Annotated in this window: 22 protein-coding genes and 1 pseudogene; 16 read left to right on the plus strand and 7 right to left on the minus strand. The window is 43.0% G+C overall.

Annotation, left to right across the window (positions count from 1 at the left end; all coding sequences use genetic code 11):
- Window positions 1-9: 9 nt before the first annotated feature.
- Both KO511_RS01230 and KO511_RS01235 read left to right on the plus strand, forming a co-directional pair.
- A complete protein-coding gene (locus KO511_RS01230; protein WP_215985680.1) occupies window positions 10-1,737 on the plus strand; it encodes a sodium:solute symporter family protein in 1,728 nt (575 codons plus the stop codon).
- Window positions 1,738-1,833: 96 nt separating this feature from the next.
- Complete coding sequence (locus KO511_RS01235; RefSeq protein ID WP_215985681.1) at window positions 1,834-2,316, plus strand: hypothetical protein; 483 nt, start codon at window positions 1,834-1,836, stop codon at window positions 2,314-2,316.
- Window positions 2,317-2,331: 15 nt separating this feature from the next.
- Here KO511_RS01235 and KO511_RS01240 read toward each other — a convergent pair whose 3' ends face one another.
- Window positions 2,332-5,787, minus strand: coding sequence for a PAS domain-containing hybrid sensor histidine kinase/response regulator (locus tag KO511_RS01240; RefSeq protein ID WP_215985682.1), 3,456 nt, complete (start codon window positions 5,785-5,787; stop codon window positions 2,332-2,334).
- 104 nt (window positions 5,788-5,891) lie between these two features.
- On the minus strand, window positions 5,892-7,067 hold the full coding sequence (locus tag KO511_RS01245; protein ID WP_215985683.1) for a 3-phenylpropionate MFS transporter: 1,176 nt from the start codon (window positions 7,065-7,067) through the stop codon (window positions 5,892-5,894).
- A gap of 346 nt (window positions 7,068-7,413) precedes the next feature.
- On the opposite strand from KO511_RS01245, the gene acs reads away from it, so the two are divergent.
- From acs to fis, 9 genes are all read left to right on the plus strand, one after another.
- Window positions 7,414-9,363: an acetate--CoA ligase gene (gene acs, locus KO511_RS01250; protein ID WP_215985684.1), complete on the plus strand. Its 1,950-nt coding sequence runs from the start codon at window positions 7,414-7,416 to the stop codon at window positions 9,361-9,363.
- A 366-nt stretch (window positions 9,364-9,729) separates the two neighbouring features.
- On the plus strand, window positions 9,730-10,179 hold the full coding sequence (gene aroQ, locus KO511_RS01255; RefSeq protein WP_215985685.1) for a type II 3-dehydroquinate dehydratase: 450 nt from the start codon (window positions 9,730-9,732) through the stop codon (window positions 10,177-10,179).
- A 68-nt stretch (window positions 10,180-10,247) separates the two neighbouring features.
- On the plus strand, window positions 10,248-10,703 hold the full coding sequence (gene accB, locus KO511_RS01260) for an acetyl-CoA carboxylase biotin carboxyl carrier protein (protein WP_215985686.1): 456 nt from the start codon (window positions 10,248-10,250) through the stop codon (window positions 10,701-10,703).
- A 15-nt stretch (window positions 10,704-10,718) separates the two neighbouring features.
- Window positions 10,719-12,062 (plus strand): acetyl-CoA carboxylase biotin carboxylase subunit, encoded by a 1,344-nt coding sequence (gene accC / locus KO511_RS01265; protein ID WP_215985687.1) that lies wholly within the window; start codon window positions 10,719-10,721, stop codon window positions 12,060-12,062.
- Between the two features lie 180 nt (window positions 12,063-12,242).
- On the plus strand, window positions 12,243-12,524 hold the full coding sequence (locus KO511_RS01270) for a YhdT family protein (RefSeq protein ID WP_215985688.1): 282 nt from the start codon (window positions 12,243-12,245) through the stop codon (window positions 12,522-12,524).
- A complete protein-coding gene (panF, locus tag KO511_RS01275; protein ID WP_215985689.1) occupies window positions 12,517-13,971 on the plus strand; it encodes a sodium/pantothenate symporter in 1,455 nt (484 codons plus the stop codon). Before KO511_RS01270 ends, panF begins: the two co-directional genes overlap by 8 nt.
- Window positions 13,972-14,048: 77 nt before the next feature.
- Window positions 14,049-14,936, plus strand: coding sequence for a 50S ribosomal protein L11 methyltransferase (gene prmA / locus KO511_RS01280; RefSeq protein WP_215985706.1), 888 nt, complete (start codon window positions 14,049-14,051; stop codon window positions 14,934-14,936).
- A gap of 141 nt (window positions 14,937-15,077) precedes the next feature.
- On the plus strand, window positions 15,078-16,046 hold the full coding sequence (dusB, locus tag KO511_RS01285) for a tRNA dihydrouridine synthase DusB (protein ID WP_215985690.1): 969 nt from the start codon (window positions 15,078-15,080) through the stop codon (window positions 16,044-16,046).
- 22 nt (window positions 16,047-16,068) lie between these two features.
- Window positions 16,069-16,365, plus strand: coding sequence for a DNA-binding transcriptional regulator Fis (gene fis, locus KO511_RS01290; protein WP_000462885.1), 297 nt, complete (start codon window positions 16,069-16,071; stop codon window positions 16,363-16,365).
- 67 nt (window positions 16,366-16,432) lie between these two features.
- On the opposite strand, the gene KO511_RS01295 is transcribed toward fis, so the two are convergent.
- A complete protein-coding gene (locus KO511_RS01295; RefSeq protein WP_215985691.1) occupies window positions 16,433-17,155 on the minus strand; it encodes a serine protease in 723 nt (240 codons plus the stop codon).
- A 139-nt stretch (window positions 17,156-17,294) separates the two neighbouring features.
- Window positions 17,295-17,717, minus strand: a complete 423-nt coding sequence (gene zntR / locus KO511_RS01300; RefSeq protein WP_215985692.1) for a Zn(2+)-responsive transcriptional regulator — start codon at window positions 17,715-17,717, stop codon at window positions 17,295-17,297.
- 294 nt (window positions 17,718-18,011) lie between these two features.
- On the opposite strand from zntR, the gene purH reads away from it, so the two are divergent.
- Together purH and purD are read left to right on the plus strand one after the other, a co-directional pair.
- On the plus strand, window positions 18,012-19,622 hold the full coding sequence (purH, locus tag KO511_RS01305) for a bifunctional phosphoribosylaminoimidazolecarboxamide formyltransferase/IMP cyclohydrolase (protein ID WP_215985693.1): 1,611 nt from the start codon (window positions 18,012-18,014) through the stop codon (window positions 19,620-19,622).
- A 106-nt stretch (window positions 19,623-19,728) separates the two neighbouring features.
- Complete coding sequence (purD, locus tag KO511_RS01310; RefSeq protein WP_215985694.1) at window positions 19,729-21,015, plus strand: phosphoribosylamine--glycine ligase; 1,287 nt, start codon at window positions 19,729-19,731, stop codon at window positions 21,013-21,015.
- A gap of 55 nt (window positions 21,016-21,070) precedes the next feature.
- Here purD and KO511_RS01315 read toward each other — a convergent pair whose 3' ends face one another.
- On the minus strand, window positions 21,071-21,763 hold the full coding sequence (locus KO511_RS01315; protein ID WP_215985695.1) for a DUF1481 domain-containing protein: 693 nt from the start codon (window positions 21,761-21,763) through the stop codon (window positions 21,071-21,073).
- 45 nt (window positions 21,764-21,808) lie between these two features.
- Window positions 21,809-22,081, minus strand: a complete 273-nt coding sequence (gene hupA / locus KO511_RS01320) for a nucleoid-associated protein HU-alpha (protein WP_215985696.1) — start codon at window positions 22,079-22,081, stop codon at window positions 21,809-21,811.
- Between the two features lie 431 nt (window positions 22,082-22,512).
- Here hupA and KO511_RS01325 point away from each other — a divergent pair, with 431 nt between their 5' ends.
- On the plus strand, window positions 22,513-23,610 hold the full coding sequence (locus tag KO511_RS01325; RefSeq protein ID WP_215985697.1) for a CNNM domain-containing protein: 1,098 nt from the start codon (window positions 22,513-22,515) through the stop codon (window positions 23,608-23,610).
- A gap of 30 nt (window positions 23,611-23,640) precedes the next feature.
- Here the strand turns inward: KO511_RS01325 and KO511_RS01330 are convergent, their stop codons facing one another.
- Window positions 23,641-24,228, minus strand: coding sequence for a YjaG family protein (locus tag KO511_RS01330; RefSeq protein ID WP_215985698.1), 588 nt, complete (start codon window positions 24,226-24,228; stop codon window positions 23,641-23,643).
- A gap of 70 nt (window positions 24,229-24,298) precedes the next feature.
- Here KO511_RS01330 and KO511_RS01335 point away from each other — a divergent pair, with 70 nt between their 5' ends.
- Window positions 24,299-25,222 (plus strand): D-2-hydroxyacid dehydrogenase, encoded by a 924-nt coding sequence (locus KO511_RS01335; protein ID WP_215985699.1) that lies wholly within the window; start codon window positions 24,299-24,301, stop codon window positions 25,220-25,222.
- Window positions 25,222-25,808, plus strand: a pseudogene (locus KO511_RS01340) (uracil-DNA glycosylase family protein). Before KO511_RS01335 ends, KO511_RS01340 begins: the two are co-directional and overlap by 1 nt.
- Window positions 25,809-25,854: the final 46 nt, after the last annotated feature.

Here is a 25,854-nt window from a genome sequence, read left to right on the forward strand (position 1 = left end):
ATATCTTAGATGGATCTGAAAACTACTACCTATCTTATCGTTGGTGCCACTTTTATCCTCTATATTGGTATCGCAATCTGGGCACGAGCAGGGTCAACAAAAGAGTTTTATGTCGCAGGTGGAGGGATAAATCCCATTGCTAACGGTATGGCGACTGCAGCCGACTGGATGTCTGCATCTTCCTTTATTTCTATGGCTGGTCTAATTGCTTTTATGGGCTACGGTGGTTCGGTGTTTCTAATGGGATGGACTGGCGGATATGTGCTGCTAGCTCTCCTACTGGCACCATACTTGCGCAAATTCGGTAAATTTACTGTTCCAGAGTTTTTGGGAGAGCGTTTCTATTCTAATGCCGCACGCATTGTTGCTGTTATCTGTTTAATTATCGCATCAGTGACTTATGTGATTGGTCAAATGAAAGGTGTAGGCATTGCTTTCGGTCGGTTTCTGGAAGTGGATTATTCCACTGGCCTTCTGATCGGCATGTGTATTGTGTTTATGTACGCGGTTTTAGGAGGGATGAAAGGAATTACTTACACGCAGATTGCTCAATATTGCGTGCTAATCTTAGCCTATACCATACCTGCAATTTTCATATCACTTCAATTAACGGGTAACCCCATCCCTCAAATTGGCCTAGGCAGCACAATGTCTGGCACTGATGTCTATCTACTTGACCGTCTTGATCAGGTAGTGACTGAATTAGGCTTTAGCCAATACACCACTCAGGTAAGAGGCGATACCCTCAATATGTTCGTCTATACCATGTCTCTTATGATAGGTACTGCAGGTCTACCTCACGTTATCATCCGCTTCTTTACGGTCCCCAAAGTAAGAGATGCTCGCACTTCAGCAGGTTGGGCTCTGGTATTTATCGCCATTTTGTACACAACCGCACCAGCAGTCTCAGCAATGGCAAGATTGAACCTCATGGATACGGTCACCCCAAGTTCTGGACAAAACCTTGCCTACGATGAACGCCCAGATTGGTTTATAAACTGGGAAAAAACCGGCCTGCTGGGTTTTGATGATAAAAATGGTGATGGCAATATACAGTACACCTCTAATGCAGCAACCAATGAACTGAGAGTAGATCAAGACATCATGGTATTAGCCAACCCAGAGATTGCAAAACTACCTAACTGGGTGATCGCGTTGGTCGCCGCAGGCGGCTTAGCCGCTGCGCTATCAACAGCAGCGGGCCTACTACTGGCAATATCATCATCTATATCACATGACCTTATCAAAGGAGTCATCAACCCCAACATATCAGAACAAAAAGAGCTACTTATTAGTCGAGTTTCAATGGCAGCCGCCATTGCAATCTCTGGCTATCTTGGTCTTAATCCCCCAGGGTTTGTCGCTGGGACAGTCGCTCTGGCTTTTGGCCTTGCTGCATCCTCGATTTTTCCTGCATTGATGATGGGGATCTTCAGTAAAAACATTAATAAAGAGGGTGCCATTGCAGGAATGATTACAGGTATTACGATTACGCTCTTTTATGTTTTTCAGCACAAGGGGATCCTATTTGTTGCTGACTGGAAGTACTTACAAAGCTGGGGCAGCAATTGGTTTTTGGGTATAGAGCCTAATGCGTTTGGCGCCATTGGAGCCGTATTTAATTTTGGCGTTGCTTTCGTAGTATCTAAAATCACGGCCGAAACACCTCAAGAAGTAAAAGATCTTGTCGAGAATATCCGAATACCTACAGGTGTTAGCAAGGCTCTTGAGCACTAAATAATACCCCCTCTGTGAATGCAAACATAGAGGGGACTTTTTCCCGCGACTGTATTTCGTTACCTTAGGCTTTAGCTTCGCCAACAGGAAACCAAGATGTTAAGAAACAAGCACTTTATTGTTGCCCTTATAATAACCCCTATTCTCTCAATTATCGCTTATTTCGCCGCTGATATAGCCGTTAGTGAAAAACCTCATGCTGCACAAAAAGGTCAGAGCTATAGGATGGTAAGTCAATCGAACTGTCGCTATACCAGTGGGTTGTGTAATATGGAGAATGGCGACTTTAAGATCAGGTTTCGTTCTGAAAAACTGGTGAATAATCAGCTCGAACTTTCACTTCAGGCAAAATATCCCGTTGACGACATAAAAGTTTCTTTGGTCGATAGTCAAGAACTGAACATTCCTCCTCTTGAAATGCAACCTCGAGACCAAACTGGGAAAAACTGGTTCATTAGTTTACCCCAACCTACTTCACCTAGCAGTTGGCTGCGAGTCGTTGTCAAGGCTGAAGGCACCTTATATTATGGCGAAACTCAAATGGCATTTATTAAATACGAGACCTTGTTTACAAAGTGATCACGTTGTCTTCACTTATGAGGTCACTGCTTCCTTTTCCGATATACGATTTAGTAAAGTTCTCAGCCTTAGAGGCTTTACTGGTTTGGGAATAAAATGAAAACCGTTAGAACAAATACCATCCATCATGTCATTCGTTCTATCGGCACTAATAATAATACCTTCAAATTGATTACCCAATCTCAACCGGCATTGCTGTAAAACCTCCAAGCCAGTTCTGCCATTATCAAGCCGGTAGTCCGACATAATGACATCCGGCTTCCAATCTTGCTCAAGACATTTTAAACCTGAAAAAAGATCCCTGGCAGTACGAACATTACATCCCCAGCGTTGAAGTAGGTTTTCCATACCGATCAAAATATCAGGCTCATTGTCGACGCATAAAACATTAAGATCATATAACGCCGATTCCATCTGAGGCTGGCTATCTGGCAGCTGATTAAGCACTTGCTCACCGCGGCATAGTGTAATTGAAAATACGCTACCTTTTTCAGGCCATGAGCGCATGGATATTTCATGCCCCAGAACATGAGCAATACCTTTTGAGATAGCGAGCCCAAGACCAAGCCCTTGCTCAGAACGAACTTGGCTACCTTGGTTGAATTCCTCAAAGATTTCTTGTTGCTTATCTAAAGCAATACCGACGCCGTTGTCCCATACCTCTATTCTGGCTTGAGAACCAACAAGCCTAACCCCCAATACAACTTTACCTTTAGGATTATATCGAAAAGCATTAGTTAGAAAATTCTGTACCACTCTTCGCAGCAACTTGGGATCGGATAAAACAACCAACTTACTTGGCACCATTTCAAAGCTTATCCCTTGCTGTTTAGCAAGAGCACTGAATTCGACATTGAGGTTTATTAATACGTCTTTGACTGCAAAGCTATATACGTTAACATCTAGTTTGCCCGATTCTAGCCTTGAAATATCCAGCAGATCACCGATCAAGTCTTCTGCCGCTTCCAGTGCAGTTTCAATATGTCTCGACAAACTCTGAACTTCTACTTCTTGAGCTATTTCAGATAATGACGAGGCGAATAAACGAGCAGCATTGAGCGGTTGCATCAAATCATGACTTACCGCGGCAAGAAAGCGAGACTTTGATTTTGATTCGCGTTCAGATCGCTGCGTTGCCGTCACCAAACACTTATTCAATTGTTCGAGTTCACGGGTTCGTTGATGAACCCGCTCCTCTAAACTTTCATTGGCTTGTTGCAATGCTTTTTCGGCATCACGGAAAGCCGTAATATCAGAAAAACTCATAACAAAGCCACCACCTGGCATGGGGTTACCTTGCACCTCAATTACCCTTCCATCAGGGCGAATCCTTGAAGACGTATGTTTCGTGCCTTGATTAAGGTGATACAAGCGACGACGCACATGCTCTGCTGGATCTCCGGGACCACACAATCCCTGCTCCGCATTATGACGAATAACATCGGCAATAGGCCTACCAACTTGGATAAAACCTTGCGGAAAGGTAAACAATTCAAGATAGCGCTGATTCCACGCTACCAGCCGCTGCTGCTTATCAACCACAGCAATTCCTTGCCCAATATGCTCAATTGCACCCTGAAGTAATCCACGGCTAAAATCATATAGCTCAGAGGCCTCATCAACTATGGTCGCAACTTCCTCCAACTGCATATTCCGACCTTGTAGAGCAGAAGATAACACCAATTTAGCTGAAGACGTCCCAAACACACCTGCTAGTAATCTTTCAGTATGACGAATTAAGCCTGCTGGAGCCTGATAGCTAGGCGTAGCATACTGGTTGTGCTGCTCAAAAAATTGATCAAACGCTGTTCGAACACGCTGGCTGCCAACAAAACGTGCTGCCAACATCTCAAGTTCACCAATAGTGACTTTACTCTGATAGAGGCTGATATTATCACTTTCTACTGTCGGAGAACCGATAAATACGCCAGATTGTAATCGTTCACTTAAACTCGTTCTCGTAACCAAGGAAACTAAGGCATAGCAGGCCGCATTCAATAATAAACTAATGACCATACCCCAATCTGTACTCTCAATATTGAAAGCAATAAAAAGCCCTGGAGGAGTGACAAGCCAAGACATAAGTTCATGGATTTCCTCAGCAGCTAGCATTCCTGGAGTTTGGTTTAACAAGGTAATAAACCAAACGACAAACCCAACGCTCAAACCTGAATATACGCCTTTACGATTACCCTTACGCCAGTACATGCCTCCTAATATTGCAGGAGCAAACTGAGCCACAGCAGTAAATGACAAAAAACCAATAGTCGACAAAGAGTATGCTTTTCCTAGAGCATGGTAGAATCCCCATGCTCCAAGAAAAAGTACTACGATGAGAACACGCCGAATAATCAATAGTAACTTAGAAAAATGGTGATGCCTGCGCTGAGCTAGCTTTGTCCAGCGAAGCATAAGTGGAATAACCAGATCGTTCGACATCATAATAGCCAAAGCAATTGTTGAAACAATGACCATTCCACAAGCGGCTGAAGTTCCACCTAAAAATGCTATTAAAGCAATTTTTTCAGCACCTAACGCCATTGGTAAGCTAATCATGTAAGTATCTGGACTTGTGCCACTAAGAACGCCTTGTCCAACCCATGATATTGGTAAAACAAATACAGCCATAAGCAACAAATAAAATGGGAATACCCAGCGGACAGTTTTTAAATCTTTCGCTCGTTCATTTTCCACTACCATACTATGAAACTGGCGTGGTAAACACAGTATTGCCAGCATAGTGAGCAAGGTATGAATCAGTAACGTTGCAAGATTTGGCGGATGATAGGTTGTCTCTGCAATAGAGAGCAATTGGATATCACTACGCTCGAGAGAGATAAATACAATAAAACAACCAACAGTGAGAAAAGCAACCAGTTTTATCACAGATTCAAAAGCAATCGCCTTCATCAAACCACGATGATGCTCGGTATTATCTATATTGCGTGTACCAAACAAAATAGTAAACACAGCCAAAGCAGCTACAACAAACAAAGATATGTCAATCCCCTGAGTTGTAATGGCTTTTGATAATTGAGGAGAAATAAGTTCAAGGCCCATAGTAATTGCGCGAAATTGTAGAGCGATATATGGCAAAATACCGATCACAGCAATAAGGGTAACCACTATCGCTAACTTTTGAGATTTACCGTAACGAGCAGCGATAAAATCGGCTATTGACGTAATATTTTCTCGTTTAGCGGTAATCAAAAGACGAGCTAGTACTCGCCATAAAAGCGTAAACACGAGAATAGGCCCAAGATAGAGCGGCAAAAAAGACCAAGGATTAGCACTAGCTTGCCCAACCGTGCCATAAAAAATCCAAGAGGTGCAGTACACTGTAATTGATAGGCTATAGATGACAGGGCGCCAACGCGACAACCAATTAGGCTTGCGGTCACCATACCATGCAATAATAAATAGCAGCCCGAGGTACATCAATGATACTGCGATAACCTGCCAGCCTTGCATCTTCTTTCCTTACGTATCTGATTAAATGACAAAGATTAAAAAACCTCCCCTTCCGGGAGGTCCTATTTAACTCGGTATAGCCACTTAACTCAATTCATTGTGATTCAATTATGTGTTTTCGTCTCCATAACTGAGCAATGACTTCGAGTAGGCTCTACACGTATAAACAGCGCAAAAATACCCATTGCAGCCATAGCCCAAAACACATTAGATCCCCAATATTCATACCCCCAACCACACAAAGCAGTCAATAAAGCGATTACAGCACCAAGCGGAATTGCATTGTATAAAGCCTGTAATGCCACCATTCTATTCACTTCAGAATGTTGGATGTATTGAATAGCGGCAATGTGAGCGACACCAAAGGTAACACCATGTAAAAGCTGAATTAAAATAAGCCATGAAAGCGCAGTCGTTGATGCAGTAAGCCCCCACCGGATAGACACGCCAATTGAGGCAACAACAAAAAGTGTTCTGAGTGACCAGCCAGTAAAAAGCCGCTTGCTCAGAGCAAACACTACCACTTCTGCGACAACTCCTAAGCTCCATAAATAGCCAATCATATCTTCAGCGTGCCCTACTTCTTTCCAGTAAATAGCACTAAAACCATAGTACGCAGCGTGACTGCCCTGAATAAGCGCAACCAGGGTCATAAATTTAACAACAGACCGATCTTTAAGTACTTCACCTAGCTTTGGGCGATAGACGTCTCCTTCTTCTACCGTTTTTGGTGAAGGATGAATATTGCGCATCCCAAGCAAAATAGAACATAACATACCCACTGCTGCAGTATACAAAATCATCTCACTACCAAACTCAGCAGCTAGATACCCGACAACCGTTGAACCAACAATAAAAGCAATAGAACCCCAAAGCCGAGTCCGACCGTAGTCAATCATTTTTATGCGTGCATAATAATTGGCCATGGCATCTGAAAGAGGCACTATTGGCCCGAAACATAAGTTGAATAACACGGTAGCTAGTGCCATTAGCCAAAAACTAGTAGTGGTAAAGAAATGGAATACAACAAAAAGAAGCGCAGCCACGCTTAACCAGCGTAGGGCAGGCATCAGATATTCGACTTTATGAATTCGTGGCGTAATCATGATGTTAGCAACACAACGAGTGGCAAAACCTATACCGACCAACAAGCCTATATCGGTTGCAGATACCCCTTGATCCTCAAACCACAGCGCCCAAAAAGGCAAATACACACCGTAAGCAAAGAAAAATCCGGCAAAATACTGAGATATCCAGTTGAAAGGAGAAGTGGTCGACATGAAAACCTCGCAAAGCATATGAAAACTGATGCGACATTATCCCTATTTATCCGTTCAATAAAAGAGAATATTGCAGGGAAACCCTTCCGTATATGTGACTTATTATTAAGCTCACTATACGGAGCGTTGATTACCCGCGTTCACTATAAGTAGCCATTTGTATTCAAAGAAAATATCAAACATAAGAACCTATAATCTCTAGTGTCTAATTTCTCATCCTAAAGTCTAATTGTCGAATTAGTCCAAGTACTAGAAAGTGATAGCTATAGTGGTTTTCAGCGACTAAAACGTATTTTAAACGGACATTTGCTCAATTCGAAATGAACTGAGCCCAAGGAGAATAACCATGAGTGAAGCCCACATTTATCCGGTAAAAGAACACATAGAGAAAAAAACCCATGCGGATAATGACACCTATCTCTCTATGTACCGACAGTCAGTGGCAGATCCAGAAGCCTTTTGGGAAGAGCATGGTAAAATCGTCGATTGGATAAAGCCTTTCACTCAAGTAAAAAATACATCCTTTGATACAGGTCATGTAGACATAAGGTGGTTTGAAGACGGCACACTTAATGTTTCAGCAAACTGCATCGACCGCCATCTTGCCAAACATGGAGACGATGTAGCCATTATCTGGGAAGGAGATGACCCTTCGGAAGACAAATCACTCACATTCAACCAACTACATCAGCAGGTCTGTCGTTTTTCTAATGCTTTGAAAAATCAAGGAGTTGGCAAAGGAGATGTAGTGTGTCTTTATATGCCAATGGTACCAGAAGCGGCAGTTGCCATGTTAGCTTGTACTCGAATTGGCGCCGTTCATACTGTCGTATTTGGCGGTTTTTCACCTGAAGCACTATCAGGCCGAATTATAGACTCAGACGCCAAAGTAGTCGTCACTGCTGATGAAGGTATTCGTGGTGGTCGAGCGGTCCCCCTCAAGAAAAATGTTGATCAAGCATTAGCAAACCCCAATGTCACAACCATAGAAAAAGTATTGGTGCTGAAAAGAACGGGAGGAGCAATTGATTGGCACCACGATCGCGATGTGTGGTGGCACGAATCAACCGCTTCCGTTTCTCATCACTGCCCTCCTGAAGAAATGAATGCCGAAGATCCACTATTTATCCTTTATACGTCGGGGTCAACAGGCAAACCCAAGGGCGTTCTTCACACTACTGGGGGGTATTTAGTTTATGCCACCATGACTTTCAAGTATGTGTTCGACTACCAGCCAGGCGAAACATTTTGGTGTACCGCAGATGTAGGTTGGATAACAGGTCATACCTATCTCATATATGGACCACTTGCCAACGGCGCTAAAACGATCCTATTTGAAGGTGTACCTAACTACCCAAATACCAATCGTATGAGCCAAGTCGTCGACAAGCACCAAGTAAACATCCTTTACACTGCACCAACAGCGATTCGTGCATTAATGGCAAAAGGGAATGGTGCAATAGAAGATACCTCGCGTAGCAGCTTGCGTATTATGGGTTCTGTCGGTGAACCAATAAATCCCGAAGCTTGGGAGTGGTACTACAAAACTATTGGTAATAGCCAATCTCCAATTGTCGACACCTGGTGGCAAACCGAAACAGGGGGAATTTTGATTACCCCATTACCTGGGGCGACTAAACTCAAACCTGGCTCGGCTACCCGCCCATTTTTTGGTGTTCAGCCAGCCTTGGTAGACAACATAGGCAATATCATCGAAGGCGCTGCAGAGGGTAATCTAGTGATCCTCGACTCCTGGCCTGGTCAAATGCGTACCGTATATGGCGACCATGACCGCTTCGAACAAACTTATTTCTCAACCTTTAAAGGTATGTATTTTACCAGTGATGGGGCACGACGAGATGAAGACAGTTACTACTGGATTACAGGCCGTGTCGATGATGTACTGAACGTCTCGGGCCACCGAATGGGAACAGCAGAAATCGAATCAGCTCTAGTGGCATTTGATAAGATTGCTGAAGCCGCCATTGTAGGCATACCGCACGATATAAAAGGTCAAGCAATATATGCCTATATCACCCTCAATGATGGGGCATTTCCAAGTGCGCAATTGCATAAAGAAGTCAAAGATTGGGTTCGCAAAGAGATAGGACCCATTGCGACTCCAGATATATTGCATTGGACGGATTCTTTGCCTAAAACTCGTTCAGGTAAAATCATGCGACGAATACTACGCAAAATCGCGACAGGTGATACCAACAACCTCGGAGATACTTCAACTCTCGCCGACCCTAGCGTTGTTGACAAGTTGATCGCTGAAAAAGCACAAATTGCATGAATTGGGTCGTGATTAATGCGTAGAGCATTCATCTCTTATACCCTAATCGCTTGAATTTGTATTTTTGTATCAGAATACATTCAAATAAGTTACTACCGTCACAGTTGTGGCGGTTTTTTATTCATCTGAACCTATCTATTGCAATGAAGTCCAAATCAAAGTAGTGAAATTTGTTACCTTGATAACAGTTCATCGGCTTAACATTAGGAGATTAGACCAGTAATTTGCTGCTAAATGCTCTGAATTAGCTATAATCTGTTTCTATTTTAAAGACTCAGTATGATTTTTTACAAAATATTCATGCTGAATCGACAATATTATGGGAAAATTCCAGTTAATCTCATGAAGTAGGAAGATAGCAGCACAATGACAGCCAAATCACGCATTCTTGTCTTAAATGGTCCAAATTTGAACCTGTTAGGACTACGTGAGCCAGATCACTATGGCTCTCAAACCCTATCACAGATTATCGACATATTGGTCAAGCAAGCCCATTCTACTGGCATTGAGCTCGAGCATCTGCAATCAAATCGTGAATATGAGTTGATAGAAAAAATTCATGAGTCTTTGGGCAAGATTGATTTCATCATTATCAATCCTGCCGCTTTTACACACAGTAGTGTAGCCCTAAGAGATGCCTTACTCGGCGTTTCAATTCCATATATTGAAGTACATTTGTCCAATGTGCACTCTCGAGAGCCTTTTCGCCATCACTCTTATCTATCCGATAAAGCACAAGGCGTCATTTGTGGCTTGGGTGCACAAGGCTATGAGTTTGCTTTGTCTGCAGCAATCAAAGCTCTACAAACAAAGTAACTTAACATGACACTCTGCAGCTCTAATTGAGCTGTCTTATTCACAAGATGAAAGAAAGAGAAAGAAAGATGGATATCCGTAAAATCAAAAAGCTTATCGAGTTAGTTGAAGAGTCTGGCGTTGCTGAGCTAGAAATCTCTGAAGGTGAAGAATCGGTACGTATTAGTCGCAATGGCGTAGGTATTGCTCCTGCTCCAATACAATATGCAGCTCCAGCACCTGTCGCAATGCCAGCAGCTCCAGCGCCTGTTCAAGCAGCAGCACCTGCTCCAGAGGTAACAGTACCTACAGGGCATCATGTGCTTTCTCCAATGGTTGGTACTTTCTACCGATCTCCAAGTCCTGATGCAAAGTCATTCATCGAAGTGGGGCAATCTGTCTCAGCAGGTGAGACACTATGTATTGTCGAAGCAATGAAAATGATGAACCAAATTGAAGCCGACAAATCTGGTGTCGTTACTGCGATTCTAGTCGAAGACGGTCAACCAGTTGAATTCGACCAACCACTTGTTGTTATCGAATAATAGAGGCTATCTCTTATGTTAGATAAATTAGTCATCGCGAATAGAGGCGAAATCGCTCTCCGTATTCTTCGCGCATGTAAAGAGCTAGGTATCAAAACCGTTGCCGTACATTCAACAGCAGACCGGGATCTGAAGCACGTTCTTCTTGCCGATGAAGCAATCTGTATTGGCCCTGCCCGTGGTATCGACAGCTACCTAAATATCCCACGTATTATTTCAGCTGCTGAAGTTACTGGTGCCGTTGCCATCCACCCTGGGTACGGCTTCCTATCAGAGAATGCAGATTTCGCCGAACAGGTTGAGCGCAGCGGCTTTATATTCGTAGGCCCAAAAGCTGAAACTATCCGTATTATGGGAGATAAGGTTTCTGCGATCACTTCTATGAAAAAAGCCGGCGTTCCATGTGTCCCAGGCTCAGATGGTCCTCTAAATGAAGATGAGTCGGCTAACAAAGCTCATGCAAAGCGCATTGGTTATCCGGTAATCATTAAAGCCTCTGGTGGAGGTGGTGGCCGTGGTATGCGGGTTGTGCGTTCAGAAAGTGAACTGGTCGAAGCCATTGCCATGACCAAAGCAGAAGCGAAAGCTGCATTCAACAATGACATTGTTTATATGGAGAAATTCCTTGAAAACCCACGTCATGTTGAAGTGCAAATTATTGCCGATGGCCAAGGTGGTGCGATTCACTTGGGTGAACGTGACTGCTCTATGCAGCGTCGCCACCAGAAAGTAGTTGAAGAAGCACCAGCACCTGGAATCACTGCGGAAATGCGCAAATATATTGGCGAACGCTGTACTCGAGCTTGTCTTGAAATTGGTTATAGAGGTGCTGGCACATTTGAGTTCTTATACGAAAATGGTGAGTTCTATTTCATTGAGATGAACACTCGAATTCAGGTAGAGCACCCAGTTACCGAGATGGTCACTGGTGTTGATCTTATCAAAGAGCAATTACGTGTTGCTGCCGGCCAGCCACTATCATTTACTCAAGATGATATCAAAATCCGTGGTCATGCTATTGAGTGCCGTATTAACGCAGAAGACCCCGAGCGTTTCCTCCCATCACCAGGTAAGATCGAACGATTCCATGCACCCGGTGGAATGGGAGTACGTTGGGAGTCACATATATATAGTGGTTATACTGTACCCCCACACTACGATTCAATGATCGGTAAATTGATCACCTTCGGTGAAAATCGTGACGTCGCGATTGCCCGAATGAAGAACGCATTAGGTGAGATGATTGTTGAAGGGATAAAAACGAATGTTACCCTACAAGAAAGCATCATGAATGATGAGAACTTCCAGCATGGTGGAGCCAACATTCATTACCTAGAAAAGAAACTCGGCCTCCAGTAAGACCAAGGTAAGTATCTAGTTCCCTTATATAGGCAGCATCCGCTGCCTATTTTTATTTCTGCTCTGTTTTGTAGAACTCTACTGCTAGTTTTGCCACAATACCGCTTTTGTATAGTGCTTTAACAAGCAATTTATACTCCAATTCTTAGCGTAAATTGTTAACTCAACTGGATTAAAGCGATGAAAACCTTGTCTGAGCGCTACCAACAGGCTTACAGAGAAGCTAGGTGGGCAGTGTATCTTGCCCTAGCTTACTTTGTTTGGTGGTATGCATCTGCTTACCTCATTTTTCCTAATCTCCCCAGAGAAACACTACCTACTCTCTACTGGGGATTACCCTTGTGGTTTCTATTTTCTTGTGTCATTGGGCCGCTCATTTTTACTGCGTTGTGCGCATTGATGGTTAGATACATCTATCAAGATATGTCTTTTAGTACCGAAGAGGAAGAAAACCATGAATAGTGAGCTGATTATCCCATTAGTTATCTATCTTGTTAGCGTTTTTGCTCTTGCGTTCTATAGCCAGTCTCGTAGTGACAAAAAACAGAACTTTCTCAGCAACTACTTTCTTGGCAACCGAAGTATGGGTGGCTTTGTCCTAGCCATGACTCTCGCGGCAACCTACGCAAGTGCAAGTTCATTTATTGGTGGACCTGGAGCCGCTTATAAAATGGGCCTTGGCTGGGTTTTACTCGCCATGATTCAACTACCCGCAGCATGGTTGACATTAGGCGTGTTGGGCAAAAAATTTGCTATTGAAGCAAGGCGTCACAATGCGCTAACTCTCAACGATATGTTATATGCTCGTTATCGTAATCGAGCTGTAGTTATATTAGCCTCATTGACACTATTACTCGCTTTTTTTGCCATCATGGTGGTGCAGTTTGTCGGTGCAGCCCGCTTACTTCAAACCGTTACAGGACTGAGTTACTTACAAGGTTTGACTATCTTTGCAATCACTGTAGGTTTGTATACAACTATTGGAGGCTTTCGTGCCGTAGTAATGACAGATGCGGTACAAGGGATCATGATGATCATTGGTACAATCGCTTTACTTGTCGGCATTATACACGCGGGCGGCAGCTTAGGTGAGTTGGTCACCGATTTACACCACATCGATCCTAACCTCATCACCCCTTATGGACCCGATAATTTTCTCAATCAACCTTTTATGCTCAGCTTTTGGATATTAGTTTGTTTTGGTGTAATCGGCTTACCACATGCTGCAGTACGGTGTATGTCATATAGCTCCAGCCAGTCCCTTCATCGTGGTATGGTAATCAGCACTGCCATGGTAGCATTTCTTATGCTTGGGATGCACCTTTCAGGGGCACTTGGCAGAGCATTAGTGCCAGATATTGCAAGCCCTGACCAAATTATGCCAACCTTGATGATAACTGTATTACCCCCAGTAGTTGCAGGTATTTTCTTGGCCGGCCCAATGGCTGCAATTATGTCAACAATTGACTCCCAGTTGATTCAGGCTTCAGCAACTTTGCTAAAAGATTTGTATCTTAATTACATTAATCCTAACATTGCTCAAGAGCCAAACTCGGACAGAAAATTATCTAAACTATCATTGTGGATCACTGGTATTTTTTCTACCTTGGTGTTTATTGCTGCAACCAATCCACCAAATATGATCATTTGGCTCAATCTACTTGCATTCGGTGGCATGCAAGCCGTCTTCTTGTGGCCATTAATACTTGGTCTATATTGGAAAAAAGCGTCAGCTAGAGGGGCTCTTTTTTCGATGGTAAGCGGCTTGACATGCTACATCAGCTTATCGGCCTTAAAAACTAACCTATTTGGTGTTCACGCTATCGTACCGACATTAATAGTCGGTTTTGTCACTTTCGTGCTAGGTAGCCTATCCGAGCCAACCAAAAGCAGTCAAAGCGCTTATTAAATACTACCTTTTTATACCCATGGAAGATCGTGGTAGACTCCGTCCTCTTAGACCACGCCAACCATATCGGACAGCCCATGCCTTGGATTCAAATTAAGCTCAACGCGACCAATAATAACGCGGAACAAATTGGTGACATGTTAATGGAAGAAACCGGAGCACTATCCGTCACTTTCTTAGACGCACAAGACACCCCTGTGTTCGAACCGCTTCCTGGTGAAACTCGCCTTTGGGGAGATACCGATATACTAGCTCTTTATGATGCCAATTCAGACACCAAGCAGATTCTTAAACAAATCAAGCTAAGTACCTTTTTGGCAGATGGTTTCGCCTACAAAATCGAGCAACTTGAAGATAAAGATTGGGAACGTGAATGGATGGATAATTTTCATCCAATGAAGTTTGGTCAGCGGCTATGGATTTGCCCAAGCTGGCGTGAAGTCCCCGAACCTAATGCTGTAAACGTCATGTTAGATCCAGGGCTTGCATTTGGAACGGGTACTCACCCTACTACTGCGCTATGCCTTGAGTGGTTAGAAAGTCTAGATTTATCAGGCAAGACAGTGATTGATTTTGGTTGTGGGTCAGGGATACTAGCCATAGCAGCAATAAAATTAGGCGCAGAAAAAGTCATTGGGATTGATATCGACCCACAAGCCCTACTCGCCTCAAAAGATAATGCTAAGCGCAATGGTGTAGCAGATAAACTTGAAGTCTTTCTTCCCCAAGAGCAGCCACAAGGTTTAGCGGCCGATGTGGTTGTGGCAAACATTTTAGCTGCGCCGCTGCGTGAGCTTTCCAGTGTGATTACTTCTCTTGTGAAGCCAAGCGGAAAACTTGCCATGTCTGGCGTACTTGATACTCAAGCTAAAGACGTAGCTACCTATTATCATGATACATTCACTATTGAACCCATAAAAGAACAAAATGAATGGTGCCGTATTTCTGGTCAAAAATTCGCTTAAATAAGACTTTAAGGGTTAATTGATTGATTTTTATGCATTTTACAAAAACAATTTGTAAATGCTCAAATATTAGTCTTTTCACAGCGTAAAAAAATGCGTAAAATGCGCGCCCTTGCTGGTTTAGAACTGTGATTAAGTGTTTTGAAAATCGGAACTCATCAACTCAAGAATAATCTTATCGTTGCCCCGATGGCGGGTGTGACTGATAGGCCTTTTCGGGAGTTATGCCTCCGCTATGGCGCAGGAATGGCTGTCAGTGAAATGATGTCGTCAAACCCTAAGCTATGGAAAACATCTAAATCGAAACAGCGCATGGTACATCAAGGCGAATCGGGCATTCGCTCTGTACAAATTGCAGGAGCCGATCCTCAACTGATGGCTGATGCTGCTCAGTTCAGTGTTGAAAATGGTGCACAAATCATTGATATCAACATGGGTTGCCCTGCCAAGAAAGTGAATAAGAAGCTAGCCGGATCTGCATTGCTTCGCTATCCAGATATCATTCAAGATATTCTCAAAGCGGTAGTCAATGCGGTAGATGTCCCCGTGACATTAAAAACCCGAACTGGCTGGGGCCCAGATAACAAAAACTGTGTCCAAATCGCTAAATTAGCCGAAGACTGCGGCATACAAGCTTTAGCGCTCCATGGACGCACTAAAGCCTGCATGTACAAAGGTGAGGCCGAATATGACAGCATTAAAGCGGTTAAACAAGCAATCTCAATTCCGGTTATCGCTAACGGTGATATTGATAGCCCAGAGAAAGCAAAGTATGTGCTGGAGTACACTGGCGCAGACGCATTAATGATTGGACGCCCTGCCCAAGGGCGACCATGGATTTTTCAGGAAATCCAACACTTTTTGGAAAGCGGCACCACGATACCTGAGCTTCCAACTTTGGAAGTTAAAGGCATCTTGCTTGGCCATGTTGATGCTCTACATGCATTCTATGGTGAGTATTTAGGTCCACGTATCGCGCGAAAGCACGTTGGTTGGTACCTAAAAGAACATAAGCAAGCAAGTGAGTTTCGCCGTACCTTCAATGCTATCGATGTAGCAGAGCTACAGCTTGAAGCATTAGAAGGTTATTTTGATAACGTTGCATCATAATTAGAGAAGAGCTAGACCGAATATGTTCGAACAAAATCTGACTTCAGAAGCCTTAACAGTAACTACAGTAACATCCCAAGACCAGATTACTCAGAAGCCTTTACGCGACTCTGTTAAAGCATCTCTCAAAAACTACTTGGCCCAGCTCAACGGTCAAGAAGTCACAGAGCTATACGAATTAGTTCTAGCCGAAGTTGAACAACCCCTATTAGACACCATCATGCAATACACTCGGGGTAACCAAACTCGTGCAGCAACTATGATGGGTATCAACCGTGGCACTCTTCGCAAGAAACTAAAAAAATACGGCATGAACTAATCCATCGCTCATATTGATTAAAATGTGCAAAAACCGCGATCTAATCGCGGTTTTTTACTAAGCAAAATCAGTTTCCTTTAACCAAGAATGCATCCCGTGGTTCTTGCCAATCCATAGCAACGTAACTTTCACCATAGTAATGTTTGACCTCACTATCGAGCCAGCTCCGAACAAAGTTTAATGCCACGAAGATACTAATCCTATCCAAGCCGTGAGGTTCACCATTAGCCAGCTGAATATTTGACGGATTGGCTCTCGCTGCAATAATCCCAACTAATGCACCATCTTGATTAAAGACTCCCCCACCACTCATACCATCCTGAACGGGCGCATCCATAACACTTGCAGGGCACTTAGCAAAGTAATGTGAATCAACAAGAGTTAAGTCTCGGCGATAAAAGCCCTCCCCTTTAAGTACATTACCACCTGGACTCATACCATATGCCTCGACATTTTGATGCGGATAAACTAAGCCCAGTTTGGGGTGATTACTCAGTGTATTTCGAGACTCAACTATCGCAATATCGCATTGAGGATGATAGGCAACCACCTTGTCATAATTGAGCTTAGCTACATGGGCAACGGTAAGACTAAGCTCGGGGGTGATAGGCGTACTAGTCCCAAATCCAAAAAACAGTAACGGGACACCTGTCAGTTCATAATCAAGAGCAGGATGGTCCTCCACAACCCTAAGTTGACCATTGTTACCAGTACAACCCGCTAGTAACGAGGACACTAAAACTACAAAGCTATAACAAATTACATGTAAAAAGCCACTGTAAGAGCGCATCTATCCCCCTTAATACTATTTTATCCTGCTAGGCTCGATGTCGTAGTAACACTGAATAAAGAAATATTAATTAAGTGTAGGAATTATTTTGCAAAAGGTCTCATGAGAACAATATTTTATTCATTTTATAGTCAACATCTTAGGTACCACCTCCTGGACACTCACTGGCTAAGGCGCTTAATATTGAGCAATGGCTAGCATCATCATCCACATGACCACAACACGCATCATTGATTTTTTTTAGAGCACCACGTATTCGGGTTAACTCAGAAATTTTGTCATCAATGAGTACGAGTTTAGCCGTGGTAATCGCTTTCACTTCAGCGCAACTGTGCTCTGTCGCTTCCAAATTAATTTCCAATAATTCCCGAATTTCATCAAGACTCAAGCCTAAATCTTTAGCCTTCAGGATAAAACCAACTTGCTTTTGATTCTCTTCGTTATACAGGCGATAGCCTGACTCACTGCGGCCAATGGGTTTAATGAGATTATTTTTTTCATAAAAGCGAAGCGTATCTGTTGTCACACCACAGCGTTTTGCAAGCTCTCCTATCTGGAACATAACGACCCTTATTGGCTATTCGATTAATTTTAATATCAAAATACGCAAATTTTATAATAATCTCACCCATGCCAAACGATTGCGCGAGCTTTTTTGTAATAAATTAGTTAGAATATGCGCACTTCAACTTAGAAAATATACAAAAACTAATTTGGGTAAGGTTTTTACCAAAACTGACGACTATCTTGACGCTTAAATCTAATATCTGATTACAAGAAAAGCATGAGAACACATTCATTTTTGGCAAATATCTTTACCAAACGTATAACTCTGTAATTTTGAGGAAGTAGAAGCATGACTAACGCTCGTCCAATTCGCCGCGCATTAATCAGCGTATCAGATAAAACTGGTATTATTGAGTTTGCCAAAGCCCTTGCAGACCGCGGTATTGACCTACTATCAACTGGCGGCACTGCTCGTCTATTAATAGAAAATGGCATTTCTGTAACTGAAGTATCTGATTACACTGGCTTTCCAGAAATGATGGACGGCCGTGTTAAAACGCTTCACCCAAAAGTCCACGGTGGCGTACTCGGTCGTCGCGGACAAGATGATGATGTAATGGAAACGCACGACATCAAACCTATCGACATTGTGGTTGTCAACCTTTATCCATTCGCAGAAACCGTTGCCAAACAAGGTTGCACTCTCGCTGACGCTGTTGAAAATATCGACATTGGTGGCCCTACTATGGTCCGTTCAGCGGCTAAAAACCACAAAGATGTAGCGATTGTAGTTAATGCACATGATTATGGACGTGTTATCACAGAAATGGATGCCAACGATAAATCTCTAACGCTTGATACTCGTTTTGATCTCGCCATTGCAGCATTCGAGCATACCGCATCATATGATGGCATGATTGCCAACTACTTTGGCACTATGGTTCCATCCCATAACGCTTCCACGCTTGATGATGAAGGACAAAAAGCTGACGAAAAATCAAAATTCCCACGCACTTTCAATCAACAGTTAATTAAGAAACAAGATATGCGCTATGGTGAAAACAGCCACCAAAATGCCGCTTTCTACATCGAAGCAACCCCTGAGGAAGCCTCGGTTTCAACCGCTCGACAAATCCAAGGTAAAGCGCTGTCATACAACAATATTGCGGATACAGACGCTGCTCTTGAATGCGTAAAAGAGTTCGATGAACCAGCCTGTGTTATTGTCAAACACGCCAATCCATGTGGTGTAGCGTTAGGTGGCAATATTCTGGAAGCTTATGACCGTGCCTATAAAACAGATCCAACATCAGCATTTGGTGGCATCATAGCATTTAATCGAGAGTTAGATGCCGAAACAGCAGCTGCTATCGTTGAGCGTCAATTTGTTGAAGTGATCATCGCACCTTCCGTTTCCACAAATGCTATCGACGTCGTTTCAGCAAAAAAAAACGTTCGTTTACTTGAATGTGGTCAGTGGTCAGCCAAAACAACAGGCCTTGACGTTAAGCGCGTCAATGGGGGCTTACTTGTTCAAGACAGAGATCAGGGGATGGTAAACATCGATGACCTAAAAGTGGTTTCTAAACGCCAACCAACTGATACAGAAATGAAAGATGCACTATTTTGCTGGAAAGTCGCCAAGTATGTGAAATCAAATGCCATCGTTTACTCCAAAGGCGATATGACTATAGGTGTGGGTGCAGGACAAATGAGCCGCGTTTACTCTGCGAAAATTGCTGGAATTAAAGCCGCTGACGAAAGTTTGCAAGTGGAAGGTTGTGTTATGGCTTCCGATGCTTTTTTCCCATTCCGCGACGGTATAGATGCTGCAGCAAAAGCTGGCATTAAATGTGTGATACAGCCAGGTGGCTCCATGCGTGATGATGAGGTAATTACCGCTGCAGATGAGCATGAAATGGCGATGATTTTCACTGGAATGCGTCACTTCCGCCACTAGTTTCTCGTTAAGGTTGGTGCTATGGCATTACTCTGGGTATATATCTAATCTAGCTTTAGCGCCTCGACTTAAATAAACGATATTTTGAGATTAAGGAATTTTGAATATGCGAGTTTTAATTATTGGCTCAGGTGGACGTGAACACGCTCTAGCTTGGAAAGCAGCACAAAACCCAAGTGTTGAAGTCGTATATGTTGCACCCGGAAACGCAGGTACAGCACAAGAACCAAAGCTAGAAAATGTGAATATTGACGTCGAAAACATTGCTGATTTGGTCGCCTTTGCACAAGAGAAAAAAATCGAACTCACCATTGTCGGACCTGAAGGACCTTTAGTCATTGGTGTCGTCGATGCTTTTCGTGAAGCTCACCTACCTATATTTGGCCCAACTCAAGCAGCAGCTCAGTTAGAAGGTTCTAAAGCTTTTACCAAAGATTTTCTTGCTCGTCATAACATCCCTACAGCAGCCTATGCAAACTTCACAGAGATTGAGCCTGCATTAGATTATGTACGTCAACAAGGTGCTCCTATTGTGGTAAAAGCTGACGGTCTTGCTGCTGGCAAAGGGGTCATTGTTGCAATGAACCTTGAAGAGGCTGAAGATGCCATTAAAGACATGCTTGCTGGCAATGCCTTTGGCCAAGCAGGTAGCCGTGTTGTTATCGAAGAGTTCCTCGAGGGCGAAGAAGCAAGCTTTATTGTTATGGTCGATGGTCAGAATGTTCTACCAATGGCAACCAGCCAAGATCACAAGCGTGTCGGAGAAAAAGATACTGGTCCTAACACTGGTGGTATGGGCGCTTATTCTCCAGCCCCCGTCGTCACGCCAGAAATACATGAGCGTATTCTTCAAGAAGTTATCTACCCTACCGTACGTGGTATGGAGGAAGAGGGGTACCCATATACTGGTTTTCTGTATGCAGGCTTAATGATAGATCAAGCAGGTGTACCAAAAGTGATTGAGTACAACTGTCGTTTTGGTGATCCGGAAACGCAACCGATCATGATGAGAATGGAGTCAGATTTAGTAGAACTCTGCCTAACCGCTATCAATGGAAAACTTAATGAGGCTGAATCTAAATGGGACCCTCGCGCATCAATTGGTGTCGTCCTAGCCGCCGGTGGCTACCCGCTAGAATATACAAAGGGTGATGTCATTAGCTTTCCGAATGAACAGCTTGTGGGCCAAAAAGTATTTCACGCTGGAACAACCCAAAATGATGCAGGTGAAATTGTCACTAATGGAGGGAGAGTCCTCTGCGCTGTTGCATTAGGAAATAGTGTCTCAGAGGCTCAGAGGCAAGCATACGAACTAGCAAAGGGAATTAGCTGGGAAGGTATGTTTTATCGTAGTGACATCGGCTACAGAGCGCTAGAGCGTGAAAATTCATAAATAATAATTGAAGCTAAAAAAGGCGCTCATAGCGCCTTTTTAAATACGCGTACTGCTATTTTTCTAACAAGTTGGGACGATCTATACAAGCGTGCTCTTCACTAGATAAAAGTAATAACTCTTCGACCATCACTAGGTCTTTTCTCCTAGAGCCAACAAAAGCAACGTAGTTCTCTACATCAGCTAAACGATTCACCACAAATGATGGTAATGTCTGGTTAAATTCTAAGTGATCGTAGCTTTTTCCAGCACAAGTCTCAAAATGAGCACCGTCCCAAAACCCCTGAATCAACCTAAAACCTTTTTTGTCTTGGGCTTTTGCTACACTCGCCGCTCTTTGCGCTTCCTCCACATAGCCCATCAGCTCTTCAGGCTTAATCGGCAATATTTTCCCATCAAGACGGTATTGCTGATAAATTGCCTCCCCATCTTTATTAAAACGGATATGGACTCGGTATTTGACCAGACTACCATCTTTTAATTGCTCACCTTCACGAATCATTTCTCTAAGCTTACCTTGAGACCAACGGTAATCACTATGATACCAACCGTAATCTCCTGCCGTAACATAATCAGCAGTAGAACTCGGAGAAGCTGCCTTTTCAGTGTACCAATATAAGCTAGTAGCATCTCCAGCGCTTTTTCCGCCAGTATAGTACGAGTATTGATCTTGATTAGGCACTGGCAAGCTAGAAGAACATCCAAGTATTAGAAAAGTGATTAGGGAAGAGAGTAAACATTTTTTCATGATAACGATGCGCCAAGACAGAAAACCACCTTAGCGCATTATAAATTATTTTACAGAATCTTTCAGGGCTTTACCCGCTACAAATGCTGGGACATTCGCGGCAGCGATTTGAATCTCTGCACCAGTTTTAGGATTGCGACCAGTACGAGCTGCACGGTGGTTTACTTTAAACGTACCAAAACCAATTAGCTGAACTTGGTCACCCTCTTTAAGCGTATCTGTCACTCCATCGAGAGTAGCCTCAAGAGCAGCTTTCGCTTGAGCTTTAGATAGATCTGCTTTCTCTGCAATAAAGTCGATTAGTTGGGTCTTGTTCATTAGGTTTCCCTTCTTATAGGTTATCGAATTCTGCTCACTCTAAAACATAAATGCCCCATCTGGCAAAGGTTTGTAAGCGATCTTTCGCTTTAATGACGTACTTTTAACCATAATATGAGTATTAACTCACAATTTGTTACCTTCATCTCCTTTTACGTTATTTTTTTTCGCACTAGAACAGCCCCACTTATAGAATAAAAATCTCCTGCAAAGCCTGACATGGTGGGGACTGAGGCGAAGAAAAAACGCTCGAATATAAGATATCTTTAAATATTTACAAAAAAATCATTAGATACTGAAAGATTTTCTGGTGATTATTATTACACTTCACAATTGAAGTCAGTTTATACGAAAAACTTAAACCAATAGTACTAAGCTTTTTCATCATTATTTTATTGTCTTTTGATTATATAAATCACCATAGGAAATTTATGTTACTGCTAACCATATATGTCTCAATTGCAATTGGCATATCTTTTATCTGTTCAGTTCTTGAAGCAGTTCTACTGAGTATTACACCCAGCTACATCGCACAACTTCGCCAGCAAGAACATCTGGCTGCAGATAAGTTATCAGAACTCAAAAAAGACATAGATCGACCTCTAGCATCCATTCTGACTTTAAATACAATTGCTCATACTATTGGAGCGGCCAGTGCTGGTGCTCAGGCAACAGTCGTATTTGGAAGTGAGTGGTTAGGCGTGTTCTCTGGTGTTTTAACTCTTGGGATACTAATACTCTCAGAAATCGTTCCCAAAACTCTAGGCGCCACATACTGGCGTCAATTGGCTCCTTTAACAGCCATTGTCCTGCGCTGGATGGTTTGGGCTCTAACACCATTTGTCTGGTTCTCTGAGCAAATTACAAAACGTTTAGCAAGTGGCCATCAGATACCCAAGATGCGAGAAGAGTTGTCAGCTATGGCAATCTTGGCCAAAGAGAGTGGAGAATTTGCTGAAGGGGAGACTAAAATACTAAGCAATTTACTTGGTATCCAAGGTGTTTTAGTCACCCAAGTAATGACACCTAGGCCAGTGGTGTTTCGCGTAAAGGCTGAAATGACCATTGACAAATTCCTCTCTCAACATAGTGACACACCCTTTTCTCGACCTCTGATATACAGCCAATCAAAAGATAACATCCTAGGATTCGTTCATCGTTTAGAGATGTTCAAATTACAGCAAATTGGTGACGGTAATAAACAGTTAGGCTCTGTAATGCGTCCAGTACATGTCCTTCTTAACACCTTGTCATTACCAAAAGCCTTTGAACAGATGATGGCCAGAAGACTTCAACTAGCCATGATTGTCGACGAATATGGGACAATCCAAGGTATATTAACTTTAGAAGACATTTTCGAGCATCTGGTTGGCGAACAAATCATTGATGAAGCAGATAGGGCACCAAACATGCAGCAGCTTGCCTTTGAACGCTGGGAAAAGTGGAAAACCGAACATGGGGTTATTGAAAATAAAGACGAGGATGACTACACCACCTCCGTAAATGGAAAGAACGATACCAAAAGGTAATAATTAGGGGCTGAGGGCCCCTAATTACTTTCAAATCGACAAGCCAATATTACTTACGCCTTCTTCTCTAAGCTCAAGTCGCAAGTCTTTAATTAAATCAATATCTCTTTCCTGTGCATCTTTCAATGGCCGAAAAATAGCCCACTGCACATCCCATTCATCACTGACTGCTTGGTTATCCTTTTGGTTTTCATTGGTCACTTCAATGTCAGTTTGAGCCTGTTCAAGATCGGCAACTGTTTGTACAGACAGCTGGCTCACCTTTTGCACACTCTCAAACAAATCATCACGATCAAGCAGACCATGAAGCAGCGTAGATAACCCCACGCAAGCATCAATGGCAGGAAAAACGCCATAAAACTCGAAATCTTCTGAACTAGGAATGATTTCTTCTAGCTTCTCCAACTGACGCTCATAGTTAACCTTAGCGCTTTTGACTGTTAGCTGCTCCCAAACACTGTCAAGAATATCTCGATAGATTCTAGATTCTGAAAACTCTGTACTGTCGCAAAACATCGCATAATTAGGGTACATACGTTCACACAGACACGCCATAAAGGTAATCTGTTTCCATGGTTCTAACTTCTCAAGGCGAAGTTGGAGAGGATTCTGTAGCATAAAGACTCATTGGTTCAGAAATGGACTGCCGAAGTTTACTTGATAACCAAAGTGGAAAAAAGCCAAGCCGATGAAGAAAATCACCAATAAAGTTTATTTACTGTCCGAACATAACAAGGTTTACCAGAAGCTACTGGCTGAGCTAGACCTACCAGAGCTAGAAATTACTGATAAACCTTACGAGGCGAGCATTCTGCTCGCTTCTCCGCCGCTGGCCGTTAATATGCTAGAAGAATTCACATCTCTTGAATGGATTCAATCTGTTTATGCTGGTGTGGATGCACTGGCATCAACCAAAAGTGACCGTTTTTTGCTCACCAATGTTAAGGGAATATTTGGCCAACAGATTTCAGAATATGTGTTCGGGTATTTGATTGAGCACTTTCGCCATTTACCCCATTACCGAGAAGCACAGTACCATTCTCGTTGGCAGCCCAAAAGCTACAGCACCCTAGACGGCCTAACCATGCTGACACTCGGTACTGGCTCTATAGCAAGTCATTTAGCAAAAGTTGCTCAAGCGTTTGGCATTAAGGTTATCGGCATCAATCGCAGTGGTATACCCGCGATTAACTCTCCATTTGATGAAACCTACCACATCCAAGAGTTAAATAGTGTATTGAAAAGGACTAACATCATAGTCAATACGCTACCCAGCACACCACAAACATACCATATATTGAATGAAAGTAGCTTATCTCAATGCACCTCTACGTTGTTGTTTAATGTCGGACGTGGCAATGCTGTCTGCGAAAAGGGACTAATTGGCGCACTTCAAAACCGCTCAATTCAACACGCATTTCTTGATGTATTTGAACAAGAGCCACTAGAAGCATCCAACCCAATCTGGCTCCACCCAAATATCACAATCACACCACATATTGCCGCCCTTAGCTTTCCCGACAAGGTTATAGGGATTTTTGCAGAGAATTATCAACGCTGGCGTGATGGTTTCACATTAATTAACCAAGTTGATTTAACAAGAGGTTATTAATGCTTGACGCACTCCTAAAAGAAATTCGCCAATGCAGATTATGTGAGCCAGATTTACTTCTTGGTGCTAGGCCTATTATTCAAGCCAGTAGCAAGGCAAAACTACTGATCATAGGTCAAGCACCTGATACAAAAGTTCACCAGACGGGAATACCATGGAATGACCCAGTGGTGATAGGTTAAGGAGCTGGCTGAATATTAAAGAATCGACGTTCTATGACGCAAATAAAATTGCCATCATGCCGATGGGCCTATGTTACCCAGGTAAAGGTAAAAGTGGTGACCTCCCACCCCGAAAAGAATGCGCCCCACTATGGCACGATGATGTTTTAAAACTATTGCCCAATATCAGTATGACACTACTAGTCGGGCAATATGCTCAAGCTCATTACTTAAAATGATAAACCAAGAACCCTAACTGAAACTGTTCGTGCATGGCATAAATGGGCTCCGGATTACCTACCCCTACCTCACCCTTCACCCTTCACCCTTCACCTTGCAATACTCATTGGCTAAAGCGTAATCCATGGTTTGAATTTGAAGTTGTGCCTTTTATACAAAAATACGTTCACAAGAACTTGGAATAATCTTAGCTTTTTTGTAAGGAGAAATAGAAAAACCCCAGCATTGCTG

It is taken from the genome of Vibrio hepatarius (genome assembly GCF_018860525.1).
In the GTDB taxonomy this organism is placed as follows: Bacteria; Pseudomonadota; Gammaproteobacteria; order Enterobacterales; family Vibrionaceae; genus Vibrio; species Vibrio hepatarius_B.